This window comes from Pseudomonas sp. RIT-PI-r (assembly GCF_001297015.1).
Classification (GTDB): domain Bacteria; phylum Pseudomonadota; class Gammaproteobacteria; order Pseudomonadales; family Pseudomonadaceae; genus Aquipseudomonas.
In genome coordinates, this window is record NZ_LIGE01000022.1 from 234,316 (window position 1) to 258,235 (window position 23,920).

23 protein-coding genes are annotated in these 23,920 nt (G+C 57.7%); 16 read left to right on the forward strand and 7 right to left on the reverse strand.

Annotation, left to right across the window (positions count from 1 at the left end):
• Positions 1-14 precede the first annotated feature (14 nt).
• From AK821_RS09185 to AK821_RS09210, 6 genes are all read right to left on the reverse strand, one after another.
• A complete protein-coding gene (locus AK821_RS09185) occupies positions 15-1,049 on the reverse strand; it encodes a Shedu anti-phage system protein SduA domain-containing protein (protein ID WP_064389376.1) in 1,035 nt (344 codons plus the stop codon).
• A 74-nt stretch (positions 1,050-1,123) separates the two neighbouring features.
• Entirely contained in the window at positions 1,124-1,795 is a 672-nt protein-coding gene (locus AK821_RS09190; protein ID WP_064389377.1) for a DUF4935 domain-containing protein, read from the reverse strand.
• Between the two features lies 1 nt (position 1,796).
• Complete coding sequence (locus tag AK821_RS09195; protein WP_064389378.1) at positions 1,797-2,252, reverse strand: PIN domain-containing protein; 456 nt, start codon at positions 2,250-2,252, stop codon at positions 1,797-1,799.
• Positions 2,253-2,362: 110 nt separating this feature from the next.
• Positions 2,363-3,466: a DNA alkylation repair protein gene (locus tag AK821_RS09200; protein WP_064389379.1), complete on the reverse strand. Its 1,104-nt coding sequence runs from the start codon at positions 3,464-3,466 to the stop codon at positions 2,363-2,365.
• A 2-nt stretch (positions 3,467-3,468) separates the two neighbouring features.
• Positions 3,469-4,074, reverse strand: a complete 606-nt coding sequence (locus AK821_RS09205) for a glutathione S-transferase (RefSeq protein ID WP_064389380.1) — start codon at positions 4,072-4,074, stop codon at positions 3,469-3,471.
• A 62-nt stretch (positions 4,075-4,136) separates the two neighbouring features.
• Positions 4,137-5,057 carry a MurR/RpiR family transcriptional regulator gene (locus tag AK821_RS09210; RefSeq protein WP_064389381.1) on the reverse strand — a complete coding sequence of 307 codons (921 nt, stop codon included), beginning with the start codon at positions 5,055-5,057 and terminating at the stop codon, positions 4,137-4,139.
• 310 nt (positions 5,058-5,367) lie between these two features.
• Here AK821_RS09210 and AK821_RS09215 point away from each other — a divergent pair, with 310 nt between their 5' ends.
• From AK821_RS09215 to AK821_RS09285, 16 genes are all read left to right on the forward strand, one after another.
• Complete coding sequence (locus AK821_RS09215; RefSeq protein ID WP_064389382.1) at positions 5,368-7,305, forward strand: bifunctional 5-dehydro-2-deoxygluconokinase/5-dehydro-2-deoxyphosphogluconate aldolase; 1,938 nt, start codon at positions 5,368-5,370, stop codon at positions 7,303-7,305.
• Between the two features lie 157 nt (positions 7,306-7,462).
• Positions 7,463-8,353, forward strand: coding sequence for a myo-inosose-2 dehydratase (gene iolE / locus AK821_RS09220; protein WP_064389383.1), 891 nt, complete (start codon positions 7,463-7,465; stop codon positions 8,351-8,353).
• A complete protein-coding gene (gene iolB / locus AK821_RS09225; protein ID WP_064389384.1) occupies positions 8,353-9,162 on the forward strand; it encodes a 5-deoxy-glucuronate isomerase in 810 nt (269 codons plus the stop codon). Before iolE ends, iolB begins: the two co-directional genes overlap by 1 nt.
• Before the next feature lie 30 nt (positions 9,163-9,192).
• On the forward strand, positions 9,193-10,695 hold the full coding sequence (locus tag AK821_RS09230) for a CoA-acylating methylmalonate-semialdehyde dehydrogenase (RefSeq protein ID WP_064389385.1): 1,503 nt from the start codon (positions 9,193-9,195) through the stop codon (positions 10,693-10,695).
• 25 nt (positions 10,696-10,720) lie between these two features.
• The gene (locus tag AK821_RS09235; protein WP_064389386.1) at positions 10,721-11,542 is read left to right on the forward strand and encodes a TIM barrel protein; all 822 of its coding nucleotides are present in this window, start codon (positions 10,721-10,723) and stop codon (positions 11,540-11,542) included.
• 71 nt (positions 11,543-11,613) lie between these two features.
• Positions 11,614-13,545, forward strand: a complete 1,932-nt coding sequence (iolD, locus tag AK821_RS09240) for a 3D-(3,5/4)-trihydroxycyclohexane-1,2-dione acylhydrolase (decyclizing) (RefSeq protein ID WP_064389387.1) — start codon at positions 11,614-11,616, stop codon at positions 13,543-13,545.
• 40 nt (positions 13,546-13,585) lie between these two features.
• Positions 13,586-14,596, forward strand: a complete 1,011-nt coding sequence (locus AK821_RS09245; RefSeq protein ID WP_064389388.1) for a Gfo/Idh/MocA family protein — start codon at positions 13,586-13,588, stop codon at positions 14,594-14,596.
• A 125-nt stretch (positions 14,597-14,721) separates the two neighbouring features.
• Positions 14,722-15,582, forward strand: coding sequence for a sugar phosphate isomerase/epimerase family protein (locus tag AK821_RS09250; protein ID WP_064389389.1), 861 nt, complete (start codon positions 14,722-14,724; stop codon positions 15,580-15,582).
• 151 nt (positions 15,583-15,733) lie between these two features.
• On the forward strand, positions 15,734-16,786 hold the full coding sequence (locus AK821_RS09255) for a Gfo/Idh/MocA family protein (protein WP_064389390.1): 1,053 nt from the start codon (positions 15,734-15,736) through the stop codon (positions 16,784-16,786).
• 144 nt (positions 16,787-16,930) lie between these two features.
• A complete protein-coding gene (locus tag AK821_RS30895) occupies positions 16,931-17,101 on the forward strand; it encodes a hypothetical protein (RefSeq protein WP_163024178.1) in 171 nt (56 codons plus the stop codon).
• Positions 17,102-17,153: 52 nt separating this feature from the next.
• Complete coding sequence (locus tag AK821_RS09260) at positions 17,154-18,080, forward strand: sugar ABC transporter substrate-binding protein (RefSeq protein ID WP_064389391.1); 927 nt, start codon at positions 17,154-17,156, stop codon at positions 18,078-18,080.
• A gap of 70 nt (positions 18,081-18,150) precedes the next feature.
• Positions 18,151-19,719, forward strand: a complete 1,569-nt coding sequence (locus AK821_RS09265; protein WP_064389457.1) for a sugar ABC transporter ATP-binding protein — start codon at positions 18,151-18,153, stop codon at positions 19,717-19,719.
• A 48-nt stretch (positions 19,720-19,767) separates the two neighbouring features.
• Entirely contained in the window at positions 19,768-20,790 is a 1,023-nt protein-coding gene (locus AK821_RS09270; RefSeq protein ID WP_064389392.1) for an ABC transporter permease, read from the forward strand.
• Positions 20,791-21,116: 326 nt separating this feature from the next.
• On the forward strand, positions 21,117-21,521 hold the full coding sequence (locus tag AK821_RS09275) for a TraR/DksA family transcriptional regulator (protein WP_008084239.1): 405 nt from the start codon (positions 21,117-21,119) through the stop codon (positions 21,519-21,521).
• A 604-nt stretch (positions 21,522-22,125) separates the two neighbouring features.
• Positions 22,126-23,349: a methyl-accepting chemotaxis protein gene (locus AK821_RS09280; protein WP_419225194.1), complete on the forward strand. Its 1,224-nt coding sequence runs from the start codon at positions 22,126-22,128 to the stop codon at positions 23,347-23,349.
• Between the two features lie 113 nt (positions 23,350-23,462).
• The gene (locus AK821_RS09285; RefSeq protein ID WP_064389394.1) at positions 23,463-23,666 is read left to right on the forward strand and encodes a hypothetical protein; all 204 of its coding nucleotides are present in this window, start codon (positions 23,463-23,465) and stop codon (positions 23,664-23,666) included.
• 6 nt (positions 23,667-23,672) lie between these two features.
• On the opposite strand, the gene AK821_RS09290 is transcribed toward AK821_RS09285, so the two are convergent.
• Positions 23,673-23,909, reverse strand: coding sequence for a DUF2789 family protein (locus AK821_RS09290; protein WP_064389395.1), 237 nt, complete (start codon positions 23,907-23,909; stop codon positions 23,673-23,675).
• Between the last annotated feature and the right edge of the window lie 11 nt (positions 23,910-23,920).

Below are 23,920 nucleotides of genomic sequence, written 5' to 3' on the forward strand. Positions count from 1 at the left end.
TTTTTTGTTTGGCTCTATATCTGGTTGAAAGTTGAGAATTGGTGATATAGTTCGTCAAAAGTTATGACTGTTACGTGTGCCGCCACTGCTTGTCTTTGAACTTTAAAGGCCTTAAGTTTTTCTTTGTTTTTGCCTAGGTTGCTTAAAGTTCCTGCGATTACGAAGCATTTTGGTGCAAATACCTCGAAAGCAGTTTCGCTGTTGTACCTTTTTGAGTAGTAATTCATGATTAGCTCATTCCTCTGGTTGAGTACTTGGCTGATTGTTCCGGATAATTCTCTTGATAATGGAAATGTGCCTCGGTATACAGAGCCTATAAGTTTTGTGTCGGGGGTTTTGATTTCGATTAATGTCAGGTTGTCGTTTAGTTTGTCAATTAATGCGAAGTCGGAACGTTTGCTGCCTTTGCCAGCTTTGTTTGTAGTCCCGACATGGAATTCTCGTTGTAGGAATAGTGCGTGACCACCAATTAGTCTTTCTAAGATTCCTTTTCTTGCTGATAATTCATTTTGCCAAAAATCTTCGTCGGCTGCTTTTTCTAATACGTTTTTTTTCCATACTTCGATGGCGGAAGCAAGATCTTCTGAGTAAATTCCCCTTTTGATTAGAGGGACTACGTCTTGTTCCAGAAGCATCGAGTTGATATTGGTAAATGTACTGATACACAGAGAGGCAAATTCCTTTGCATCGTTATCTAGATGGTTGTCTGTGATATATTCGATTAAGTTTTCAATACTGTCTTGGGCGTTTTTTGCATCAGCAATGGTTTTTTTAAAGTCTTGGTTGTTTTCTAGTTCTTTTTTGAATTCTTCAAGTGTTGGCTTTTCTCCAATAGTTTGTTTGACGACTTTCTTGTAGTGATCGTTTATTTCCAGAATTAGATCCTCCAGCTCCTCTTGCATGTCGTCTTCTGGGTTGAAGTGGCGAGATAATTTGAAGGATAATGCATCGCTTACCGAGTTGAAGTCTACTGTTCTGGCCTTTCGAAGATCTCTCGATAAATCCAATGAGTGCATTAGATTTTCAAAAATATCGTCGTTTGAGTCCATTTTATAATTCTCTCTATAATTAGATGGAAAACAGGTGGGTGTAGTGGTCTGTAAATGGTTGCCTGCTATAAAATTCACTCAAATATTTTTCGGAAGGTGTTTCTTAATGATCTGCCTCTTTCTACTAGAGCAAAATTTTCCACAGAGAATCCATTGCACTCTTCTGTTATTTCATTGTATGTAAAGCTGGCAAGAAATCCTGGTCTTATATACATGGTTGTAGTAGTTATTCCATTTTTTTGCTCTGCCTCAAAAATAAAGTCGCTTCTCAATATTGAGTCGCGGTTGGTTTCAAACTCTCGAGATGAAATGTCAATTTTGAGCTCTACAATTCGCAGTTCAAAAACGCAGGAAATATATATGTCGTGGTTGTCCAGTCTCTCGGTTTTAACGAAGTAAAAGTCTTCTATGCCCTCAACAACTTCCGCGGTCACTGGAGAATAGTCGGAAATAATTCCAATGTTCGAAAATAAAATTCCGATCAAACTCTTGGTAGTATCGTTTTCTGCGGTCTCCAAAAATTTAATGGCATTTTCTTCCAAAAAAGACGAGAAGTCGGTTTCTGCCTTATTTCGATCTAATGCATGTTGGTCTGAGTCGACATGCATTTTCAAAAATTCTTGGAGAGATGGTATTAGATGAATGTTGCAGGAAAGGTTTTTTGACTCTATGTCTCGTAGTAGGTCATCGTGGAATTGGCCCTTTTTTCCCATGAAATCGTTAGTGTTTCCGGTAATAAAATACAAGTCATCTTTTATGTTGTTTTTTTTCTACGTGTTCTAGCAGTGACATCCAAATCAGACTGTCTCTAAAACCTTTTTCGTTTTCACGGAATGGCCTAATTTTAAGTATGGCTCTTTCAGTCATCAGTGTCTGTGAAATTTCCTCATATTCAAAAATTTCAAGGAACTCAACTTTTTTGCTTAATAATGAGCTGAAATCGTATAAGCCAATTTCATCTCGCGCGGTAGTTTTTATGTTCGCATTTGGATAAAATTTTTTGAGTTCGCCTTCAGTGATTTGAATGTTTCGATACGCTTCGTCAAGACCTCTATTGTATAAGTTTTCTACTTCTTGAATGACGAGTCGTGAGGCAAATAGGATGCCTCCTTCGTTGTTTAGATAGTGAAATAGTAGACGCAGTGGTGCTGATTTAAGATGCCAGTTGTTATGAAAGATATTTGTATCCAGAAATACGTTCATGGCAATGGTCCTGTATAGGTTTTATTGAAGAAGAGTTGATGCGGGTTTTGTTGGTGGGCACCTGGGGTATGCGGTTTTGGATTGCAAGATTTTTTAAAACTGGGCTCTTGCTAGTATGTGATGGCAAATTCTGTGTTACCAATTCGCTCGCCATTAATCATTATGCGTACCTCATGGCGGCCAGCATTATGCTTCCTCGTCGTAAAATCCCTAATCACCTGCCGCCTCCCCACAACCTCCACCCCAAACCCCGCCAACACCACCGTCTTCAACTTAAAAACCTTCCGCGAAACCCCGCCATTCGCCTTCACATAGTCAATCGCATAATCAATCACCAGCCTCTGCTCATGCGCCACCGTCGACCTCACCACAAACGACAACGTAATCGCTTCCCCCAACCTCACCACCGCCGGTTCAACCCGCACATCCAACAACTCAACCTCAGCCTTCGCCCCGGCACCAATCACCGTCAGCGCCCGCAAATCCCCCTGCTTAATCAAACTCCGCAACGCATGCTTGGCAATCCACGCCGTGTGCTTGTTATCCAACGACCAACCTTCAATCGTGTCCAACACCCACTCCGGATGCACCTTCGTCACATCATTCAAATGATTCGCCACGGACTTGCGCACGTACAAACTCTCATCCGCCTTCAACCGATCCAGTATCCCGGCGGCCAACTGCGGATCCGCCTGCACCGCTTCCAACCGAAACGACCAAGGCAGGCGAGGGCGGCTGCCTTCGCTGGCGAGTCGTCGAACATGGTGGTTTTCGTCTCGGGTCCAGTCGTGCATCCGTTCCAGCGAGCGCTCCAGGTCGCTGCGCAGAAAGTGGCGGATGGCGAACTCGGAGGAGCCGAAGGTGGTGAAGTACTTCAGCGCTTCCATCGAGGTGTCGAACGCGTGGCCGCCGTAGCTCGCGACGTAATGCGGCAGGCACATGCTGACGAATCCGCTGTTCAGCCGTGGCGCGAGTTGGAAAAGCACTTCTAGGGATTCTTGGTAATCCAGCGGCAACACGGCGTGCAGGCTTTCGCTGACACGCGCCATGCGTTGCATCACTGATAATTCAGCGAGTCCATCCTGGGCGTGTTTGAGAAATGCCTTGGCCTTGAACGCCGGGTACACGGCGCTCATTTCGCGGGCGATGTGTTGCAAGCGCTCGGCGTTGAAGATTTCCTTTAACGCCGGGGCGGCGGTGTCGGTGGTGCTCATGGTCAGGTCATCGGGGTGCTGACGAACGCTTCGAGGCTTTCCGCGTATGCAGTGTATTGGGCGATGCGCGGGTAGCGGTCGTTGTCGATCTGGTCGGGTACGACGAGGCCGGTGAAGCTCCAGGCGACCGCAAGGCTGATGCCGTCCTGAGCGAGGGTGCCGTCGGTGGGCAAGTGGTAGTTGTCGAGTTCTGTTTCCAGCGCGCTGAACGCGGCGGCGAGTTGGCCTTCGACGCGTTCGACCCACGGTTGGTACTGAATGTCGGCGGGGCGCAGGTTGCGTTCGTAGTAGAGCTGAACGGCTTTTTCGCAGGCGGCGAGGCTCAGGCCGATAAGGCGCAGGGCGCCGGCGCGTTGGCTCAACTCGGTCGGCAGCAGGCTTTTGCCTGAAGCAGACTCGAGGTAGTCGAGGATCAACGTCGAGTCCATCAACACCACGCCGTCATCGAGAATCAGCGTCGGCGCCTTGACCACCGGGTTGATCTGCTGGAATTGCTCGAAGTGGCGAAACACCGAGACCGCCTCATGTTCGAGGTCGATCCCTAAGCGTTTGGCGGAGATCGCCACGCGCCGCACGTATGGGGAATCCAGCATGCCGATCAGTTTCATGACGCGTTCCTTCAAGTCGAACCGGTGGGGAAGGCATAACCTAGCCGAGCTTGAAGGAATTGTCAGTCGTCGAAGCCGACCTGTTCGTGAATTTCGTCGACCTTGAGTTCCAGGCGATAGGCGACGGCGATGAACAGCGCCTGGCACAGGCACAACGTCGCGCTCAGCGAGCGGAAGGCGAACGAGCTGCCTTCGTTGACCAGCAACACGGTGTTCGCGCGTTTGGCCAGTGGCGAGAGGTTGCTGTCGGTGAGGATCAGGGTTTTCGCCTGATGGTGCTGGGCGATGCGCAGGCAGTGTTGGGTTTCCTTGGCGTACGGGGTGAAGCTGATCGCGATGACCAGATCGTTGGCGCGCACGCTGCGCATCTGTTCGCGGTAGCTGCCGCCGAGGCCGGAAACCAGATGGATGCGCTTGTTGGTGTGTTGCAGGTTGTAGACCAGGTAGTCGGCGACGGCGAAGGAACGGCGCACGCCAACCACGTAGATATTGTCGGCGTTGACGACGAGGTCGACGGCTTTGTCGAAGGCGGCGTCGTCGAGCTCCTGGCCCAGGCGTTCGATGCCGGAGAGGGTGGCGTCGATGCATTCACGGGCGAGGTCGCCGCCGCTGGCCTTCTGCGACTTGTTGGCGATCATGCTGCGGATGCGTTGCTGGTAGTTCTGCACCGGCGTGGCTTTGTGCGTGTAGGCCTCGCGGAACAAGGCCTGCATTTCGCTGAAACCGCTGAAGCCGAAGCGCTGCGAGAAACGCACGATGGCCGACGGGTGCACTTCGCACTCGCGGGCGATGTCGCTGATGCGATCGACCATGATCCGGTCGCTCTGCTGGCTCATGTAGCTGGCGATGCGTTTGAGCTGGCGCGGCAGGGCTTCGTATTCTTCGGTGATCAGTTGCAGCAGGCGCTCGGCATTGATCGGGGGGCTGGCGAGGTCGCGCTCGGAGGTTTGCTCGTCGGTAGCCGGCTGATCGGTGCGGGACATAAAGAATCCTTCTGGCTTGTTCTTATAGGGCTGACGAATCGGTCAGCCCCTGACAATAGGTGGGCTGTGCGCAGTCTACAGGGTAGGCCGGAATAAAATCTGCGGCATGCAATCGGCGCTCACGCTGCTGAATCGATGCACTGGGGCTGGAACGGTCGTACAAAAGTTTATTGGAAAAAATATTCCACGTAAAAATTATTTGGAATATTTATTGATTGTTCGGTTCCAGTCGTTTTAGTCTGCATCCACCAAGAGTGTTCGGCACGACCACCGTCCCGAACGCAGGCTGATAAAAATAACAGGAGCCAGCATGGGCCAGACTCGTTTTGCCAGTGGGCGTCAATTGGATCTGATTTGCCTGGGGCGCCTTGGCGTCGATCTCTATGCGCAGCAAGTCGGCGCGCGGCTGGAGGACGTTTCCAGTTTCGCCAAATACCTCGGCGGCTCCTCCGCCAATATCGCCTTCGGCACTGCGCGGCTGGGCCTCAAGTCGGCGATGTTGAGCCGGGTCGGCGACGATCACATGGGCCGTTTCCTGCTCGAATCGCTGGCCCGCGAGGGTTGCGACGTCAGCGGCATCAAGGTCGATCCGGAACGTCTGACCGCTATGGTCCTGCTCGGTCTCAAGGACCGCGAAACCTTTCCGTTGGTGTTCTACCGCGAGAACTGCGCCGACATGGCGTTGCGCACCGAAGACATCAGCGAAGCCTTTATCGCCTCTAGCAAAGCCTTGCTGATCACCGGCACGCATTTCTCCACCGATGGCATCTACAAAGCGAGCATCCAGGCCCTGGAGTACGCCGAGAAGCACGACGTCAAACGCATTCTCGACATCGACTATCGGCCGGTGCTGTGGGGTTTGGCCGGTAAGGCGGACGGCGAAACCCGTTTCGTCGCCGATCAGAACGTCAGCCAGCATGTGCAGAAAATCCTCCCGCGTTTTGACCTGATCGTCGGTACTGAAGAGGAGTTTCTGATTGCCGGTGGTTCGGAGGATTTGCTCACCGCGTTGCGCAATGTGCGGCGCGTCAGTGCGGCGACATTGGTGGTCAAACTCGGTCCGCAGGGCTGCACGGTGATTCACGGGGTGATTCCGGTGCGTCTTGAAGACGGCGCGATTTTCCCCGGCGTGCGTGTTGAAGTGCTTAACGTGTTGGGTGCTGGCGATGCGTTCATGTCGGGGTTCCTCGCCGGTTGGCTGGAGGACGCCAGCGATGAGCGCTGCTGCCAGCTCGCCAATGCCTGCGGCGGTCTGGTGGTGTCGCGGCATGCCTGTGCACCGGCAATGCCGACCCGCGCCGAACTCGATTATCTGTTCAACAGCACGGTACCGATTACCCGGCCGGATCAAGACGTCACCCTGCAGCGTTTGCATCAGGTCAGCGTGCCACGCAAACAGTGGAAGCAGCTGTTCATTTTTGCCTTCGATCATCGCGGGCAACTGGTGGAACTGGCGCACAAGGGCGGGCGCGATCTCGACGCGATCTGCCAGCTCAAACAACTGTTCATTCAGGCCGTGGAGCGCGTCGAAGCCGATTTGCGCGAGCAGGGCATCGAGGCCGACGTCGGGCTGCTGGCCGATCAGCGTTTCGGTCAGGACTCGCTGAACGCCGCCACCGGGCGTGGCTGGTGGGTGGCGCGCCCGGTGGAAGTGCAGGGTTCGCGGCCGCTGGCGTTCGAACATGGGCGCTCGGTGGGCAGCAATCTGATTGCCTGGCCACAGGAGCAGATCATCAAGTGTCTGGTGCAGTTTCACCCGGACGATGAACCGCTGCTGCGCCTGGAGCAGGAGGCGCAGATCAAGGGTTTGTATCAGGCGTCGCTGGTCAGCGGGCATGAGTTGCTGCTGGAGATTATTCCGCCGAAGGATCTGCCGTCGGCGCATCCGGAGGTTTTGTATCGCGCGCTGAAACGTCTCTACAACCTCGGGATTTATCCGGCGTGGTGGAAGATCGAGGCGCAAAGTGCCGAGGAATGGCAACAGCTCGATGAGTTGATTCAGGAGCGTGATCCGTACTGCCGTGGCGTGGTGTTGCTGGGGCTGAATGCGCCGACGGCGGAGTTGGCAACCGGGTTTCAGCAGGCGCGCCAGAGCCGGACCTGTCGCGGGTTCGCCGTGGGCCGGACGATTTTTCAGGAACCGAGCCGCGCGTGGATGGCCGGCGAGATCGACGATGAAACACTGATCAGGCAGGTGCAGGGCACGTTTGTCGAATTGATCGAGGCGTGGCGCTCATCGCGCAGCTAAGCATTCACCCCGAATCCTGTAGGAGTGAGCCTGCTCGCGATAGCTGCGTCAGGTAACCCTGAATTGAATGTGCCACCGCTATCGCGAGCAGGCTCACTTCTACAGGGGAGCGGTGGTGGTCTTAATGATTGATGTAAAAACAATAAAAGGTGCAGCCATGCCCGCTATCCGAATTGGCATCAACCCGATCTCCTGGAGCAACGACGACTTGCCGTCCCTCGGTGGCGAGACGCCGCTGAGCACCGCGCTGAGCGAAGGCAAGGAGATCGGCTACGAAGGTTTTGAGCTCAACGGCAAGTTTCCCAAGGATGCCAAAGGCGTCGCTGACGTGCTGCGGCCTTACGATCTGGCGTTGGTCTCCGGCTGGTATTCCAGTCGTCTGGCGCGGCGTTCGGTGGCCGAGGAAATCGACGCCATCGGCGGCCACGTCGAGCTGCTGGTGAAGAATGGCGCCAAGGTGCTGGTCTACGGCGAGGTCGCTGACTCGATTCAAGGCCAGCGCATTGCCTTGGTCGAACGCCCGCGTTTTCACACCGAACAAGCGTGGCAGGCCTACGCCGACAAGCTCACCGAGCTGGCGCGTTTCACCCTGTCGCAGGGTGTGCGTCTGGCGTATCACCACCACATGGGGGCCTATGTGGAATCGCCGTCGGACATCGACAAGTTGATGGCGCTGACCGGCAGCGAAGTCGGCCTGCTGTTCGACTCGGGGCACTGCTACATGGGCGGCGGCGAGCCGTTGCAGGTGCTGCGCAAACACATCGAACGCATCTGCCACGTGCATTTCAAGGACGTGCGCAAACCGGTGGTGCAACTCGCGCGCAATAACCTCTGGAGTTTCCCTGACTGCATCATCAACGGCACTTTCACCGTGCCGGGCGATGGCGATATCGATTTCGGCGCGTTGCTCGATGTGCTGCTGGCCGCCGATTACCACGGTTGGCTGGTGGTCGAGGCCGAGCAGGATCCCGCCGTGGCACCGAGTTATGTCTACGCGAAAAAAGGCTTCGACACCTTGCGTGCGCTGCTCGATGAGAGGAGCCGCTGATGAGCCTTCTGGTCAAGAGTAACGGCCGTGGCCGGACAGTGGTCGAGTTGGCCAAGGGTGAACTGGAATATGTCGGGTTCGCCGCGTATCGCTTGAGTCTCGGCGAAACCTTGCCGGTCGCTGCTGGCGATAAGGAGTTGTGTCTGGTGCTGCTCAGCGGCCGTATCAGCCTCAAGGGCGAAGCGCCGGGGCAGGGTGCGTTCGACTGGGACAACCTTGGCGATCGGCAATCGGTGTTTGAAGACAAATCTCCGTTTGCCGCGTATTTGCCGCCAGGCAGTCAGGCGCAGGTGACGGCACTCAGCGACGTGCAAATCGCCGTATGTGCCGCGCCCGGTTCGCCGGACAAGGGTTTCGGCCCACGGCTGATCAAGCCCGACAACATGAAGCGCAGTGTGCGTGGCAAAGGCGCGAACACCCGTTACGTCTGCGACATCCTGCCGGACACCGAGCCTGCGCATTCGCTGTTGGTGGTGGAGGTGCGCACGCCGTCCGGGCATTCCTCGAGCTACCCGCCGCACAAGCACGACACTGACGATCTGCCGCACCAGAGCTTTCTCGAAGAAACCTATTACCACCAGATCAATCCGCCGCAGGGCTTTGTGTTCCAGCGCGTGTACACCGACGACCGCAGCATCGATCAGGCCATGGCCGTGGAAAACAGCGACCTGGTCGTGGTGCCCAAGGGGTATCACCCGGTCAGCGTGCCGTATGGCTACGAGTCTTATTATCTGAACGTGATGGCCGGGCCGAAACGGGTCTGGCAGTTCCATAACGATCCTCAGCACAGTTGGCTGCTCGACCTCTGAATTCCAGCACTTGCACGGAGAACAACAACAATGAGCGACACCCCGGTTTTAGGCCATTACATCCACGGCCAGGTGCAGGACAGCGGCAGCGAACGCTTCAGCAATGTGTTCAACCCGGCCACCGGTGCGGTGCAGGCGCGGGTCGGGCTGGCCACTGAAAAAACCGTCGACGAGGCAGTGGCCTCGGCGCTGCAAGCGTTCCCGGCGTGGTCGGAGCAATCGTCGCTGCGCCGCTCGCGAGTAATGTTCAAGTTCAAGGAACTGCTCGACCGGCACCACAACGAACTGGCAGAAATCATCAGCCGCGAACACGGCAAGGTGCTGTCCGACGCAAAGGGTGAAGTGACCCGTGGTATCGAGATCGTCGAGTACGCCTGTGGCGCGCCGAACCTGCTGAAAACCGATTTCAGCGACAACATCGGCGGCGGCATCGACAACTGGAACCTGCGTCAGCCACTCGGTGTGTGCGCCGGGGTGACGCCGTTCAACTTCCCGGTGATGGTGCCGCTGTGGATGATCCCGCTGGCGCTGGTCACCGGTAATTGCTTCATCCTCAAACCGTCGGAGCGCGACCCGTCGGCAAGTCTGCTGATGGCGCGATTGCTCACGGAGGCCGGTTTGCCCGATGGCGTGTTCAACGTCGTGCAGGGCGACAAAGTTGCGGTGGACGCCTTGCTGCAACACCCGGATATCGAGGCGATCTCGTTTGTCGGTTCGACACCGATTGCCGAATACATCCACCAGCAAGCGACCGCGCGCGGCAAACGTGTGCAGGCGCTGGGTGGGGCGAAGAACCACATGATCGTCATGCCCGATGCCGATCTCGATCAAGCCGCAGACGCTTTGATCGGCGCGGCTTACGGCTCGGCGGGCGAGCGTTGCATGGCGATTTCGGTTGCCGTCGCGGTGGGCGATGTCGGCGATCAGTTGATCGCGAAACTGCTGCCACGCATCGATCAACTGAAAGTCGGCAACGGTATGCAGGGCGACAGCGACATGGGGCCGTTGGTGACGGCTGAGCATAAGGCCAAGGTCGAAGGTTTTATCGACGCAGGCGTGGCGCAAGGTGCGCAATTGATAGTCGATGGGCGCAACTTCAAGGTGCCGGGCGCGGAGGAGGGTTTCTTCGTCGGGGCGACGCTGTTCGATAACGTCACTACCGAGATGAGCATCTACCAGCAAGAGATTTTCGGCCCGGTGCTGGGCATTGTTCGCGTGCCCGATTTTGCCAGTGCCGTGGCGTTGATCAATGCCCATGAGTTCGGCAACGGCGTGTCCTGCTTTACCAGTGACGGCGGCATTGCCCGGGCATTTGCGCGCACGATCAAGGGCGGCATGGTCGGGATCAATGTGCCGATTCCGGTGCCGAGGGCGTGGCACTCGTTCGGCGGCTGGAAGCGCTCGCTGTTTGGCGATCATCACGCTTATGGCGAGGAAGGCATTCGTTTTTACAGCCGCTACAAAAGCGTGATGCAGCGCTGGCCCGACAGCATCGCCAAAGGCCCTGAATTCAGCATGCCCACCGCCAAATAACGTCTTTCTGCGGAGAACCACTGTCATGAGCAAACCCCTGCGTTTCGCCCTGAACCGTATGGTCGCCCCACGCCTGTCGCTGCCGGCATTCATTGAACTGGCGGTGACCCTGAAAGCCGACGCCATCGAGATTCGCAACGACCTCAAGGGTGTCGAAATCGAAGACGGCACTGCGCCGGAACAGGTGCGTGAAATGTGCGCGGCGAAAGGCATCAACGTGCTGTCGATCAATGCGCTGTATCCCTTTGATGTGTGGAACGACCAGCGTCGCGCGCAAGCCTTGAAGCTCGCCGCGTATGCCCGCGATTGCGGCGCGCAGGGCCTGGTCATGTGCCCACTGAATGATCGTGCCGACGCTCGCAGCCAGGCCGAACGCGCGGCGGGTTTGCGCACCGCGTTGTCTGAGCTGGCACCGATGCTGCGCGATCACGGCATCCTCGGTTTCATCGAACCGCTGGGTTTCGAAGAGTGCTCGCTGCGCCGTAAATACACGGCAGTGGAGGCGATCAAGGCTGTGGGCGGCCTGGATGTATTCCGCTTGGTGCATGACACCTTCCACCATCATTTGGCCAGGGAGCAGGAGTTCTTCCCCGAGCTGACCGGGCTGGTACATATCTCCGGCGTCGAAGAGGCCGACGCCCCGCTCAATAGCATTCGTGATGGTCATCGCGTGCTGGTGGGCGAGGGCGACATTCTGGGGAATGCCGCGCAGATCGAGCAACTGCTCGCCAGTGGCTACGACGGCTACCTGTCATTCGAGCCATTCGCCGACAGCGTGCATGGCCTGACGGATATCCGCCAAGCCATCGGCGCCAGCATGGCTCACCTGCAAAATTCCCTGACCTGACAAATCCCCCTGTAGGAGCAGCCTTCGGCAGCTCCTACAGGAGGGGAGGTGTACTTTTTGAAGGATCGGTTATGACCACAACAAGATTGACCATGGCTCAGGCCCTGGTGAAATTCCTCGATAACCAGTACATCGAGGTCGATGGCGTAGAAAGCAAATTCGTCGCCGGGATTTTCACTATTTTTGGTCACGGCAACGTGCTGGGCCTCGGCCAGGCACTGGAGCAGGACAGCGGTGACTTGATCGTCCATCAGGGCCGCAACGAGCAGGGCATGGCGCATGCCGCCATCGGTTTCGCCAAGCAGCACCTGCGTCGCAAGATCTACGCCTGTTCCTCTTCGGTCGGCCCCGGTGCGGCCAACATGATTACCGCTGCCGCCACGGCCACTGCCAACCGTATCCCCTTGCTGTTGTTGCCCGGCGATGTCTACGCCTGCCGACAACCCGATCCGGTGCTGCAACAGATCGAGCAGTTCCACGACTTGAGCATCAGCACCAACGATGCCTTCAAAGCCGTAAGCAAATATTGGGACCGCATCAACCGCCCCGAGCAGTTGATGACGGCGGCGATCCACGCCATGCGCGTGCTCACCGATCCTGCCGAAACCGGCGCGGTGACGCTGGCCTTGCCGCAAGACGTGCAAGCCGAAGCCTACGACTACCCGGATTATTTCCTGCAAAAACGCGTGCATCGCATCGAGCGTCGTCCGGCCACCGAAGCGATGCTCGGCGACGCGCTGGCGCTGTTCAAAGGCAAGCGCAAACCGTTGATCATCTGTGGCGGCGGAGTGCGTTACTCCGGGGCCAATACGGCGTTGCAGGCGTTTGCCGAACGCTTCGACATTCCATTTGCAGAAACCCAGGCCGGCAAGAGTGCGGTGGTCTCCAGCCATCCGCTGAACGTTGGCGGCATCGGTGAAACCGGCTGTCTGGCGGCGAATCTGCTGGCCAGAGAGGCCGATCTGATTATTGGTATCGGCACCCGTTACAGCGATTTCACCACGGCGTCGAAGTCGTTGTTTCAGCATCCGGAGGTGCAGTTTCTCAACCTCAATATCAGCCCCTGCGATGCGCTGAAACTCGACGGTGTGCAGTTGCTTGCCGACGCCAAAAACGGCATGCAGGCGTTGTCGCAAGCACTGGGTGAATACCGTTCGAGCTGGGGCGAGCAACCGCGTCAGGCCAAGGCGCAACTGGATGAGGAGGTCGAGCGGATTTATCAGGTCGACTACCAGGCCAAGGATTTCGTCCCGGAAATCAACGACCACATGGATCCGGCGGTCTTGCGTGAATTTATCGAGCTGACCGGGTCGTGCCTGACCCAAAGCCGCGTGCTCGGCGTACTCAATGAGACTCTGGCCGACGACGCCGTGATCGTTGCCGCCGCCGGCAGCCTGCCCGGCGATTTGCAGCGCAGTTGGCGCAGCAAGGGCGTCAACACCTATCACGTCGAATACGGCTATTCCTGCATGGGTTACGAAGTCAACGCCGCGCTGGGCGTGAAGCTCGCCGAACCTGAACGCGAGGTCTACGCACTGGTCGGTGACGGCTCCTACATGATGCTGCACTCGGAGCTGGCGACCTCGATTCAGGAGCGGCGCAAGATCAACGTCGTGCTGCTGGACAACATGACTTTCGGTTGCATCAACAACCTGCAAATGGAACACGGCATGGACAGCTTCGGCACCGAGTTCCGTTTCCGCAATCCCGAGACCGGCAAGCTCGACGGTGGTTTTGTGCCGGTGGATTTCGCCATGAGCGCGGCGGCTTACGGCTGCAAGACCTACAAGGTCAATAGCGTCGAAGAGCTGCAAGCGGCGCTGGCCGATGCGCGCTTGCAGACGGTGTCGACGCTGATCGATATCAAGGTGCTGCCGAAGACGATGATCCACAAATACCTGTCGTGGTGGCGGGTCGGTGTGGCGCAGGTGTCGACCAGTGCGCGCACCGATGCGGTGGCCAAGACCCTCAATGAACGACTGGCCAAGGCCCGTCAGTACTGATTGCCCCTGAATCCAGGAATAATTTCGCAGGAGAGTGTCCATGACTTTGAAGATTGGCGTTATCGGTACCGGGGCCATCGGCCAGGATCACATCCGTCGTTGCAGCCAGACTTTGCTCAACAGTCAGGTCGTCGCTGTCACCGACATCAATTTGCAGCAAGCGGCGAAAGTCGTTGCCGATCTGAAACTGACCGCCGAGGTCTATCCCGACGGCCATGCGCTGATCAGGGCGCCAGAGGTCGAGGCGATCCTCGTCACGTCCTGGGGGCCGAGTCACGAAGAGTTTGTGCTGGCAGCGATTGCCGCCGGCAAACCGGTGTTTTGCGAGAAGCCGCTGGCGGTGACTGCCGCCGGCTGCCGCAAGATCGTCGAAGCCGAGGTCGCCCACGGCAAGCGTCTGGTGCAGGTCGGTTTCATGCGGCCGTACGATGAAGGCTATCGCGCGCTCAAAGCGGTGATCGACAGCGGCCAGATCGGTGAACCACTGATGCTGCACTGCGCGCACCGTAACCCGAGCGTGGGCGAAAACTACAAGACCGACATGGCGATCACCGACACGTTGATCCACGAACTGGATGTGCTGCGCTGGTTGCTCGACGACGATTACGTGTCGGTGCAAGTGGTGTTCCCGCGCAAATCGAGTAAAGCACTGGCGCATTTGAAAGACCCGCAAATCGTCCTGCTGGAAACCGCCAAGGGCACGCGTATCGACGTCGAAGTTTTCGTTAATTGCCAGTACGGCTACGACATTCAGTGCGAGGTGGTGGGCGAAACCGGCATCGCCAGGCTGCCCGAGCCGCAACAGGTGCAAATGCGCAGCGGCGCGAAGCTGTCGAACGCAATTCTGATGGACTGGAAGGATCGCTTCATTGGCGCCTACGACGTTGAGTTGCAGGCCTTCATCGACAGCGTGCGCGCCGGGCAGGTCGGTGGCCCGTCGGCGTGGGATGGCTTCGCCGCAGCGGTCGCGGCGGATGCGTGCATCGAAGCGCAAAACAACGGGCAGATCGTCAAAGTCACCCTGCCAGAACGGCCACGTTTCTACGGATAACCCCAATCTAATCGTGGGAGCGGGCTTGCTCGCGAAAGCGGTGTGTCAGTCGGCATTAGTGTTGGATGTGCCATCGCATTCGCGAGCAAGCCCGCTCCCACAGGGATTGTGTGAAGGAGGAAGTAATGCGCATCGCACTGGATCCTTACATGTACCGCAATCTGTCCTTGGGCAAGATGGTCGACAAGGTCGCCGAGCTCGGTTACGAACACATCGAGCTGTCCCCCCGGGAAGATTTTCTGCCGTTCTACAAGGCGCCGCGTGTCGACAAGGCGCGCATCAAGGAGTTTCGCAAAGCCCTGAGCGACACCGGGGTCAAACTCTCTTCGTTATTACCGATGTACCACTGGGCTGCCGCCGACGAAGGCTTGCGCGTGGCCGCCGTGCGCAACTGGAAACGCGCGATTCAGATTGCCGTGGCGATGGATTGCGAGCTGGTCAACACGGAATTCACCGGTCAATCGGATAACCCGCTGGTGTGCGAAAACCAGTTCATGCGTTCAATGGACGAGTTGATCCCCGAGTTCGAACGCGAGGGCATCAAACTGGATATCCAGGCGCATCCGTATGACTTCTGTGAGCGTAACAACGAGTCGGTGGACATCATTCGCGGGCTGGACTGCGACTGGATCAACTACCTCTATGCCGCGCCACACACGTTTTTCTATGACGACGGCGTCGGTGACATTGCCTCGATGCTCAAGTACGCGGGTTCGAAACTCAGCCACCTGATCATCGCCGACACCTACAACCACAAGGCCTCGTCGGGATTGCGCTACATCGTCAATCCGCCGGGCGTCACCGCCACCGTGCACCAGCATCTGGACATCGGTCAGGGCGAAGTCGACTGGGCAGCTTTTTTCGGCACGTTGCGCGAGATCAAGTTCGACGGCATCGCCACAGTCTCGGTGTTCGCCTGGGAAGACCGGCCGGACGAATCCAACCGGATGATGCTGGAGCGGGTTAAAAGCGAACTTTGCCGCTGAGGCCGCACCTATCCCGGTGTAGGAGCTGCCGAAGGCTGCGATCTTTTGACGTTGATTTTTAAGAATCAAAAGCAAGATCAACAGATCGCAGCCTTCGGCAGCTCCTACACAGGGTTCGTTTCGATCCATAACAATAAGAAGGAGTCGAATCATGCGTATCGGACTTGTCGGTTACGGCCATGGCGGTCGCTTTTTTCATGCACCGCTGCTCAGCAGTCTGCCCGGTGCGACCTTTGTCGGTGTGGTCACGCGCTCTGCCGAACGCCAGCAGTTGCTCGCCACTGAGTATCCCGGCGTGCCAGCCTTCGACAGCATTGGCCAACTGGTCGAGGCGGGCGTGGATGTGCTGGTGATTTCCACGCCGCTCAAGGGCCGGCCGGCGCTGGTACTCGATGGCCTTGAGCACGGGGTGATGGTAGTCAGCGACAAACCTTTCGCCGCCGATGCGCAACAGGCGCAGACCTTGATCACCATGGCCGAGCGCCAGGGTGTGCGGCTCAGCGTTTATCAGAACCGTCGCTGGGATTCCGATTTCCTTACGGTGCGCAAACTCATCGAATCCGGTGCGTTGGGGCAGGTCACCCGCTTCGAGTCGCGGGTCGAACGCTACTCGCCGCCATCGGTGAACAACGGCAGCGGCGGAGGTTTTCTGCGCGATCTCGGCAGTCACCTGGTGGATCAGGCGCTGCTGCTGTTCGGCCCGGTCAGCCGGGTGTACGGCGAGCTGGATCACCTGGAAAAAGAGCAGGCCTACGACAGCGGTTTCTTCGTCTCGCTGACCCACGCCAGCGGGGTGATCTCGCACTTGGGCGGCAGTTGCCTGCAAAACAGCCCCGGCCCGCGCTTTCGCGTCACCGGCACGCAGGGTTGCTACAGCGTCGATGGCCTCGACGGTCAGGAGGCTCAGGCGTTGGCCGGGCTTTCGCCGAGATCGGCGGGCGAACGCTGGGGTGTCGAGGAGCATCGCCGGTGGGGCTGGTTCGAACAGGGCGAGATTCGCGAGCGAGTGCCATCGGAGCGCGGCTGCTGGAATCAGTTCTATCTGCAGCTACAAACCGCGTTACACAGCGGCGGCCCATTGCCCGTGGAGGCGCGTGATGCACTGGCAACCACCCGTGTTCTGGACGCGGCACGGCTGAGTGCCGAGCGTGGCCAAGTGGTCGATTTGCAGGCGTTCGGAGCGCCTGGAGCAAATTTAGAATAAAATTCTAAAATGAGTTGAATTGGAATTAAATTTCCAATAATGTCGTTTCCAGGTTGCCGACTATCAACGTCCAGCCTCGCTCAAGCCAGGCTTGAACGAGGGCAGGGCGAACCAAAAACAAGAAACAAAAGCCAGGTACCGTCGATGAAAACCTTTAACGCTGCTTCGCCTGTTTCACGCCTCGCGCTCCACCTCTTTCGCGATCTGCCTCGCGCCTCGTTGCATTTCTTCGTTCGCCTGCTCTGCGTCGAGCGCAACGGCGCCCTGGTCTGCTGCATCCCCGGCGCCCCGATCGTCCGTTTGCCCGTTCACTGAAATCGTCCCGCCTCATCCATAAAACCAACAAGAATGTGGAGAAAGACCTTTCATGAAGACCCCGATCCGTTTCACCGCACTGGCCCTGTCCCTGATGTTCGCCAGCGGCGTGGCATTGGCCGACATGCGCATCGGCGTAAGCATGTCGCAGTTCGATGACACCTGGCTGACGTACCTGCGCGAATCCATGGACAGCAAGGCCAAGTCCTACCCCGATGGCGTCAAGCTGCAATTCGAAGACGCGCGCAGCGACGTGGTTAAGCAGTTGAGCCAGGTCGAAAGCTTCATCAGTCAGAAAGTCGATGCCATTGTCGTCAATCCGGTGGATACCGCAGCGACCCGCAAAATCACCGAAGCCGCCGTGAAGGCAGGCATCCCGCTGGTCTACGTCAACCGCCGTCCCGATGATCTGAAGCTGCCCAAGGGCGTGGTCACGGTTGCCTCCAACGATCTTGAAGCCGGCGAAATGCAGATGCAGTACCTCGCCGACAAAATGGGCGGCAAGGGCGAAATCGTCATCCTGCTGGGTGACCTCGCCAACAACTCCACGACCAACCGCACCAAGGGCGTGAAAGAGGTCCTGGCGAAATATCCGCAGATCAAGGTTGAGCAGGAACAGACCGGTATCTGGCTGCGCGATAAAGGCATGACGCTGGTCAATGACTGGCTGACCCAGGGCCGCAAGTTCGACGCGGTGGTCTCCAACAACGACGAAATGGCCATTGGCGCCGCCATGGCCCTGCAACAGGCCGGGGTGGACAAGGGCAGCGTGCTGATCGCCGGTGTCGACGGTACGCCCGACGGTTTGAACGCCATCAAGAAAGGCAGCATGGCCGTTTCGGTGTTCCAGGACGCCAAAGGCCAGGCTGACGGTTCCATCGACACTGCCGTGAAAATGGCGAAAAACGAAGCGGTGGAGCAGAACGTCTGGGTGCCGTATCGCCTGATCACTCCGGAAAACGTCGACACCTTCAAATAGTCCGTCGGTTCAATAACAACAATAAACACGCAAGGTGGCTGCGGCGACCTTGCTGATGGAGTACCTGATCATGTTCGCTTCAGCGATTGCTTCGAGCACCCTCCCGTTGGCGGGCATCCCGCCAGCAACAACTCTCGTCGATGAGCCGTACCTGCTGGAAATCAGCGACATCAGCAAGGGTTTTCCCGGTGTGGTGGCCTTGTCCAATGTGCAACTTCGCGTGCGTCCTGGGTCGGTGCTGGCGCTGATGGGCGAGAACGGCGCAGGCAAATCGACGCTGATGAAAATCATCGCCGGCATCTACCAACCCGACGCCGGCGAACTGCGTCTGCGCGGCAAACCGGTGGTGTTCGAAACACCGCTGGCGGCGCTGCAGGCGGGGATCGCGATGATCCACCAGGAACTCAACCTGATGCCGCACATGAGCATCGCCGAGAACATCTGGATCGGTCGCGAGCAGCTCAATGGCCTGCACATGATCGATCATCGCGAGATGCATCGCTGCACCGCGCAATTGCTCGAGCGCCTGCGCATCAACCTCGATCCGGAAGAGCAGGTCGGCAACCTGAGCATCGCCGAGCGACAAATGGTCGAGATCGCCAAGGCGGTGTCCTACGACTCCGACATCCTGATCATGGATGAGCCGACCTCGGCCATCACCGACAAGGAAGTCGCGCACCTGTTTTCGATCATTGCCGACCTCAAGCGGCAGGGCAAAGGCATCATCTACATCACTCACAAAATGAACGAAGTGTTCGCTATCGCCGATGAAGTGGCGGTGTTTCGCGATGGCCAATACATCGGCCTGCAACGCGCTGACAGCATGGATGGCGATAGTCTGATTTCAATGATGGTTGGCCGTGAGCTGAGCCAGTTGTTCCCGGTGCGCGAGAAGCCGATCGGCGACCTGTTGCTGTCGGTGCGCGAGCTCAAGCTCGACGGAGTTTTCCAAGGTGTCTCGTTTGATCTGCATGCCGGCGAAATCCTTGGCATTGCCGGACTGATGGGCTCCGGGCGCACCAACGTGGCTGAAGCGGTGTTCGGGATTACCCCAAGCGACGGCGGCGAGATTCGCCTCGATGGCGAGGTGGTGCGCATCACCGATCCGCACATGGCAATCGAGAAGGGCTTCGCGCTGTTGACCGAGGATCGCAAGCTCAGCGGTTTGTTTCCGTGCCTTTCGGTCCTGGAAAACATGGAAATGGCGGTGCTGCCACATTACGCCGGCCACGGTTTTATCCAACAGAAAGCCCTGCGCGCGCTGTGCGAAGACATGTGCAAGAAGCTGCGGGTGAAGACCCCGTCACTGGAGCAATGCATCGATACCTTGTCCGGGGGCAATCAGCAGAAAGCCTTGCTCGCGCGCTGGCTGATGACCAATCCGCGCATCCTGATTCTCGATGAGCCGACCCGAGGCATCGATGTCGGCGCGAAGGCCGAAATCTACCGACTGATCTCGCTGCTGGCCAGCGAAGGCATGGCGGTGATCATGATTTCCTCGGAGTTGCCCGAAGTACTCGGCATGAGCGACCGCGTGATGGTCATGCACGAAGGCGATCTGATGGGCACCCTCGACCGCAGCGAAGCGACTCAGGAACGGGTGATGCAGTTGGCTTCGGGCATGGCGCTGCATCACTGACAGCCGTTGTGACCTGATGGCGGATTTTTATTTTGAAGGTGGATGGTTATGAACGCGATACTGGAAAACAAGCCAGCGACGGTGCCGACCAAGAGTCGTCGGCGCTTTCCGACTGAACTGAGCATTTTTTTGGTGCTGATCGGCATCGGTCTGGTTTTTGAGGTGTTCGGCTGGATCGTCCGCGACCAGAGTTTCCTGATGAACTCGCAGCGCCTGGTGCTGATGATCCTGCAGGTGTCGATCATTGGCTTGCTGGCCATTGGCGTGACGCAGGTGATCATCACCACGGGCATCGACTTGTCCTCGGGTTCAGTGTTGGCGCTGTCAGCCATGATCGCCGCCAGCCTGGCGCAGACCTCGGACTTCGCCCGGGCGGTGTTTCCGTCGCTGACGGACTTGCCGGTGTGGATTCCAGTGATCGCCGGGCTCGGTGTCGGCTTGCTGGCGGGCGCGATCAACGGCAGCATCATTGCCATCACCGGCATCCCGCCGTTCATTGCGACCCTCGGCATGATGGTCTCGGCTCGCGGGCTGGCGCGGTATTACACTGAAGGTCAGCCGGTGAGCATGTTGTCCGACTCCTACACAGCGATTGGTCATGGCGCGATGCCGGTGATCATCTTTCTGGTGGTGGCGGTGATCTTCCACATCGCCCTGCGTTACACCAAGTACGGCAAATACACTTACGCCATCGGCGGCAACATGCAGGCGGCGCGGACTTCGGGGATCAACGTCAAGCGCCATCTGGTGATCGTCTACAGTATTGCCGGGTTGCTCGCAGGCCTGGCTGGCGTGGTTGCCTCGGCGCGTGCCGCCACCGGGCAGGCGGGAATGGGCATGTCGTATGAACTGGATGCGATTGCCGCAGCGGTCATCGGCGGCACCAGTCTGGCGGGGGGCGTAGGGCGCATTACCGGCACCGTGATCGGGGCATTGATCCTCGGGGTCATGGCCAGTGGCTTTACCTTTGTCGGGGTGGATGCGTATATTCAGGACATTATCAAAGGATTGATTATTGTTGTGGCCGTGGTCATCGACCAGTACCGCAACAAGCGCAAACTCCAGCGCTGATACCGAAGCAAACCGCAAAATGCGCCACGCCTGCCCGCGTGGCGCAGCCGTTTGTCTTCTATATACAGCCGCTTGACTGAATTTCTTGCTATAAACGCACTCCGATGACCGCTGTGAAGCTTGTGTCAGAGCAGTTTCCGGGCGTTGTCGGACAAATTCCCAGTATTTACAGTTGCTGAGGCCTCAAGTCGGCCTTAGACTGCCGCCCCTCGTAAATTGAGTGCCGGGTGGCATTTGCAATAAACGATGCCTTTTCGATGACCGCACGCGGATCGCCGAAACGCTCCCTAATTCGCCTTAATGCACGTTTTTTTATAGAGATATCAATGACAAAGGACAAGTTGCTGGCCATGCCGGCAGATGACTACATGAATTCCGAGCAACACGCTTTCTTCACTGAGCTGTTGCAGAACATGAAAGTCGAAACCCACGAGCGCATTGAGCAAAACCGTATCGCCATCGAGAGCCTGGACACTCCGGCCGACCCGGCGGACGCGGCTTCGGTCGAAGAAGAGCGCACCTGGCTGGTCAACGCGATCGATCGCGACCAGCGCATGCTGCCGCAACTGGAACAAGCCCTTGAGCGCATCAAGGAAGACAGCTTTGGCTGGTGCGACGACAGCGGCGAGGCCATTGGCCTGAAGCGTCTGCTGATCAGCCCGACCACCAAATACTGCATCGAAGCTCAAGAGCGTCACGAGCAGATCGACAAGCACCAGCGTCAGGCCTGATTCTGTGAGGTGCCCCTTTAATCAGGGGCGCCTGGAAAAGATCGCAGCCTTCGGCAGCCCCTACAGAGGGTTGTCGGGGCTGCGATCTTTGCTTTTTTTCGCCTGCGATATTCCACGCGGTTCATTGACCTGCCACAGCCCCACGACTAACGGACCATGGATAATGGCGTTGTAGTGGCGTTTAATGCAGTCACAACAATGAGAACAAGCGTGGGGTGTTGATATGACGAGAGATGGATCTCTGGTTGCGGCTTTGCCTGCACCAGTGTTTTTACCGAAAAACCGCTGGCTCGCACCGACGTTGCAAAGCATCGCCCTGATGCTGTTGCTCGCCGGCATGACACTGGGTGAGTGGTCGCTTTACCTAGGCATGCCGTTGGCAATGCTGGTCATCTGGCTGCCGCGCCTGCGTTCCCATACTGTCACCGATGCCGCGCCTGTCGACACTGGCAACGCCATGTCCGAATTGACCCGTGACCTTTCCTATACCACCAGCCATAACGCGTTGTCGGCGGCCGGTGTGGCGTTTTCGGTCAAGGAACTGGCGAGCAAACTCGAATCGCAACTCGATGCGGCGGCACGGATCGTCAGCAACGCCGAGGTGATGATTGCCACTGAGCAGGCCACGTCGCAGCTCAGCCGAGAAGCGCTGGAGGCCGCCAGCGAAGCGCATCACAGCAGTGCGGCGGGGCGTACCGAACTGGCCGATTCGATCCTGCGGATGCATCAACTCAGTCAGCGCGCCAACGCCAGCCGTGAGCTGATCGAAGCCTTGAGCGTACGTAGCGATGACATTCAACGCGTGACGCTGGTGATTCAGTCGATTGCCAGCCAGACCAATCTGTTGGCGCTGAACGCGGCGATCGAAGCGGCGCGGGCCGGCGAGCATGGCCGTGGTTTCGCTGTGGTGGCGGACGAGGTGCGTGGTCTGGCGGCGCGCACGGCATCGGCGACGGGCGAGGTCGGCGAGATGGTGGCCGACATTCAGCAGCGTACGGCGCAAGTGGTCGAGCAGATTCGCCAACTGTCGAGCGATTTGCACACCGGCGTCGAGCAGGTCGAGCACACCGGCCAGCACCTGGACAACATCGCCCGACTGGCGGCCGGCGTGGAAAGCCAGGTCGGCGAAATCGCCCGAGGTGCACAAACCAACCGTGAACAGCTCGACAGCTTGTTCAAGGCCGTGGAGCAGATGCGCAGCGATCTGGCGATCAGCGATCAACAGACCCGGCGCCTCGCTGACGCAGCGGTGCAGATGGAAGGACAGGCGGAGACCATCAGCGAGCGCCTCGCCGAGGTCGGTCTCGATGACTATCACCAGCGTATCTACGACCTCGCGCGTGAAGGCGCGAACCAGATTGCGGCGCGCTTCGAAGCGGATGTCGAGCAGGGACGGGTCAGCCTGGAGGATCTGTTCGATCGTCAGTACCAGCCGATTGCGAATACCCAGCCAGCGAAGTATCAAACCCGTTTTGACCGCTATACCGACCAGGTGCTGCCGGCGATTCAGGAACCGTTGCTACCGCGCCATGAGGGCCTAGTGTTCGCGATCGCCTGCACGCAGCAGGGTTATGTACCGACGCACAATCAACTGTTCAGTCAGCCATTGACCGGTGATGCGCAGGTCGACGCAGTCAACAATCGCACCAAACGCAAGTTTGCCGACCGCACCGGCATTCGCTGCGGCAGTCATCAACAACCAGTGCTGTTGCAGACCTATACCCGCGATACCGGCGAGCTGATGCACGACCTGTCGGTACCAATCCTGGTCAAGGGGCGCCACTGGGGCGGATTGCGCTTGGGCTACAAACCGGAAAATCCGCGCTGATCGATTGTTACTGAAGGTGCAATGAATCTGTGCACGAGGGTTGCTGTTTTCTTTCGACTGAAAGCATTAATCTGCCTAGATAGTTAGGTAGCTAATGAATTCAGGAGGTCAGCATGCAATCAAGAGTCGATGTCGCGGTGATGATCGGCAGTGGCGTGCCCGCCGGTCTGCGCGCATTGGGTCAAAGTGTCTGTTGGGTCGTGCTGCTTGATGGCGAGCGGTGCGGAACCGCATTCGCCAGTCGCGACGAAGCCGAGGAGTGCAAGGCTGCCTGGCTCGCGCAACTGCAAGCCGAGCCGGGCGACAGCCTGCACTGATCCGGTTTACTTGCCGCGGTGCAGACGCACGTTCAGTTCATCGACCATCACGGCTTCCTCGCCGTCGGCGCGCAGCCACTCCTTGAGCAATTGCGCCTGTTGCGGCGTCCAGAAGTCGGCATCGATCAGTTTGGTCTCGGCAGCCAGCGGATGTGCTTCGATGAAGTCGTCGATTGCGCTGTCTTCCGAAGGCAGTCCCAGTTGATCAAACAGGGTTTTCAAGCCGTATGCAGGCAGTTCCATCGTGTGCTCCT

Coding starts and splice junctions, on each gene's coding strand:
- AK821_RS09250 (WP_064389389.1), top strand. CDS start 14,722: ATGCGCATCGCACTGGATCCTTACATGTACCGCAATCTGTCCTTGGGC.
- AK821_RS09290 (WP_064389395.1), bottom strand. CDS start 23,909: ATGGAACTGCCTGCATACGGCTTGAAAACCCTGTTTGATCAACTGGGA.
- AK821_RS09260 (WP_064389391.1), top strand. CDS start 17,154: ATGAAGACCCCGATCCGTTTCACCGCACTGGCCCTGTCCCTGATGTTC.
- AK821_RS09215 (WP_064389382.1), top strand. CDS start 5,368: ATGGGCCAGACTCGTTTTGCCAGTGGGCGTCAATTGGATCTGATTTGC.
- AK821_RS09285 (WP_064389394.1), top strand. CDS start 23,463: ATGCAATCAAGAGTCGATGTCGCGGTGATGATCGGCAGTGGCGTGCCC.
- iolE (WP_064389383.1), top strand. CDS start 7,463: ATGCCCGCTATCCGAATTGGCATCAACCCGATCTCCTGGAGCAACGAC.
- AK821_RS09210 (WP_064389381.1), bottom strand. CDS start 5,057: ATGTCCCGCACCGATCAGCCGGCTACCGACGAGCAAACCTCCGAGCGC.
- iolD (WP_064389387.1), top strand. CDS start 11,614: ATGACCACAACAAGATTGACCATGGCTCAGGCCCTGGTGAAATTCCTC.
- AK821_RS09255 (WP_064389390.1), top strand. CDS start 15,734: ATGCGTATCGGACTTGTCGGTTACGGCCATGGCGGTCGCTTTTTTCAT.
- AK821_RS09235 (WP_064389386.1), top strand. CDS start 10,721: ATGAGCAAACCCCTGCGTTTCGCCCTGAACCGTATGGTCGCCCCACGC.
- AK821_RS09245 (WP_064389388.1), top strand. CDS start 13,586: ATGACTTTGAAGATTGGCGTTATCGGTACCGGGGCCATCGGCCAGGAT.
- iolB (WP_064389384.1), top strand. CDS start 8,353: ATGAGCCTTCTGGTCAAGAGTAACGGCCGTGGCCGGACAGTGGTCGAG.
- AK821_RS09195 (WP_064389378.1), bottom strand. CDS start 2,252: ATGAACGTATTTCTGGATACAAATATCTTTCATAACAACTGGCATCTT.
- AK821_RS09270 (WP_064389392.1), top strand. CDS start 19,768: ATGAACGCGATACTGGAAAACAAGCCAGCGACGGTGCCGACCAAGAGT.
- AK821_RS09185 (WP_064389376.1), bottom strand. CDS start 1,049: ATGGACTCAAACGACGATATTTTTGAAAATCTAATGCACTCATTGGAT.
- AK821_RS09275 (WP_008084239.1), top strand. CDS start 21,117: ATGACAAAGGACAAGTTGCTGGCCATGCCGGCAGATGACTACATGAAT.
- AK821_RS09280 (WP_419225194.1), top strand. CDS start 22,126: ATGATTGCCACTGAGCAGGCCACGTCGCAGCTCAGCCGAGAAGCGCTG.
- AK821_RS09205 (WP_064389380.1), bottom strand. CDS start 4,074: ATGAAACTGATCGGCATGCTGGATTCCCCATACGTGCGGCGCGTGGCG.
- AK821_RS09200 (WP_064389379.1), bottom strand. CDS start 3,466: ATGAGCACCACCGACACCGCCGCCCCGGCGTTAAAGGAAATCTTCAAC.
- AK821_RS30895 (WP_163024178.1), top strand. CDS start 16,931: ATGAAAACCTTTAACGCTGCTTCGCCTGTTTCACGCCTCGCGCTCCAC.
- AK821_RS09265 (WP_064389457.1), top strand. CDS start 18,151: ATGTTCGCTTCAGCGATTGCTTCGAGCACCCTCCCGTTGGCGGGCATC.
- AK821_RS09230 (WP_064389385.1), top strand. CDS start 9,193: ATGAGCGACACCCCGGTTTTAGGCCATTACATCCACGGCCAGGTGCAG.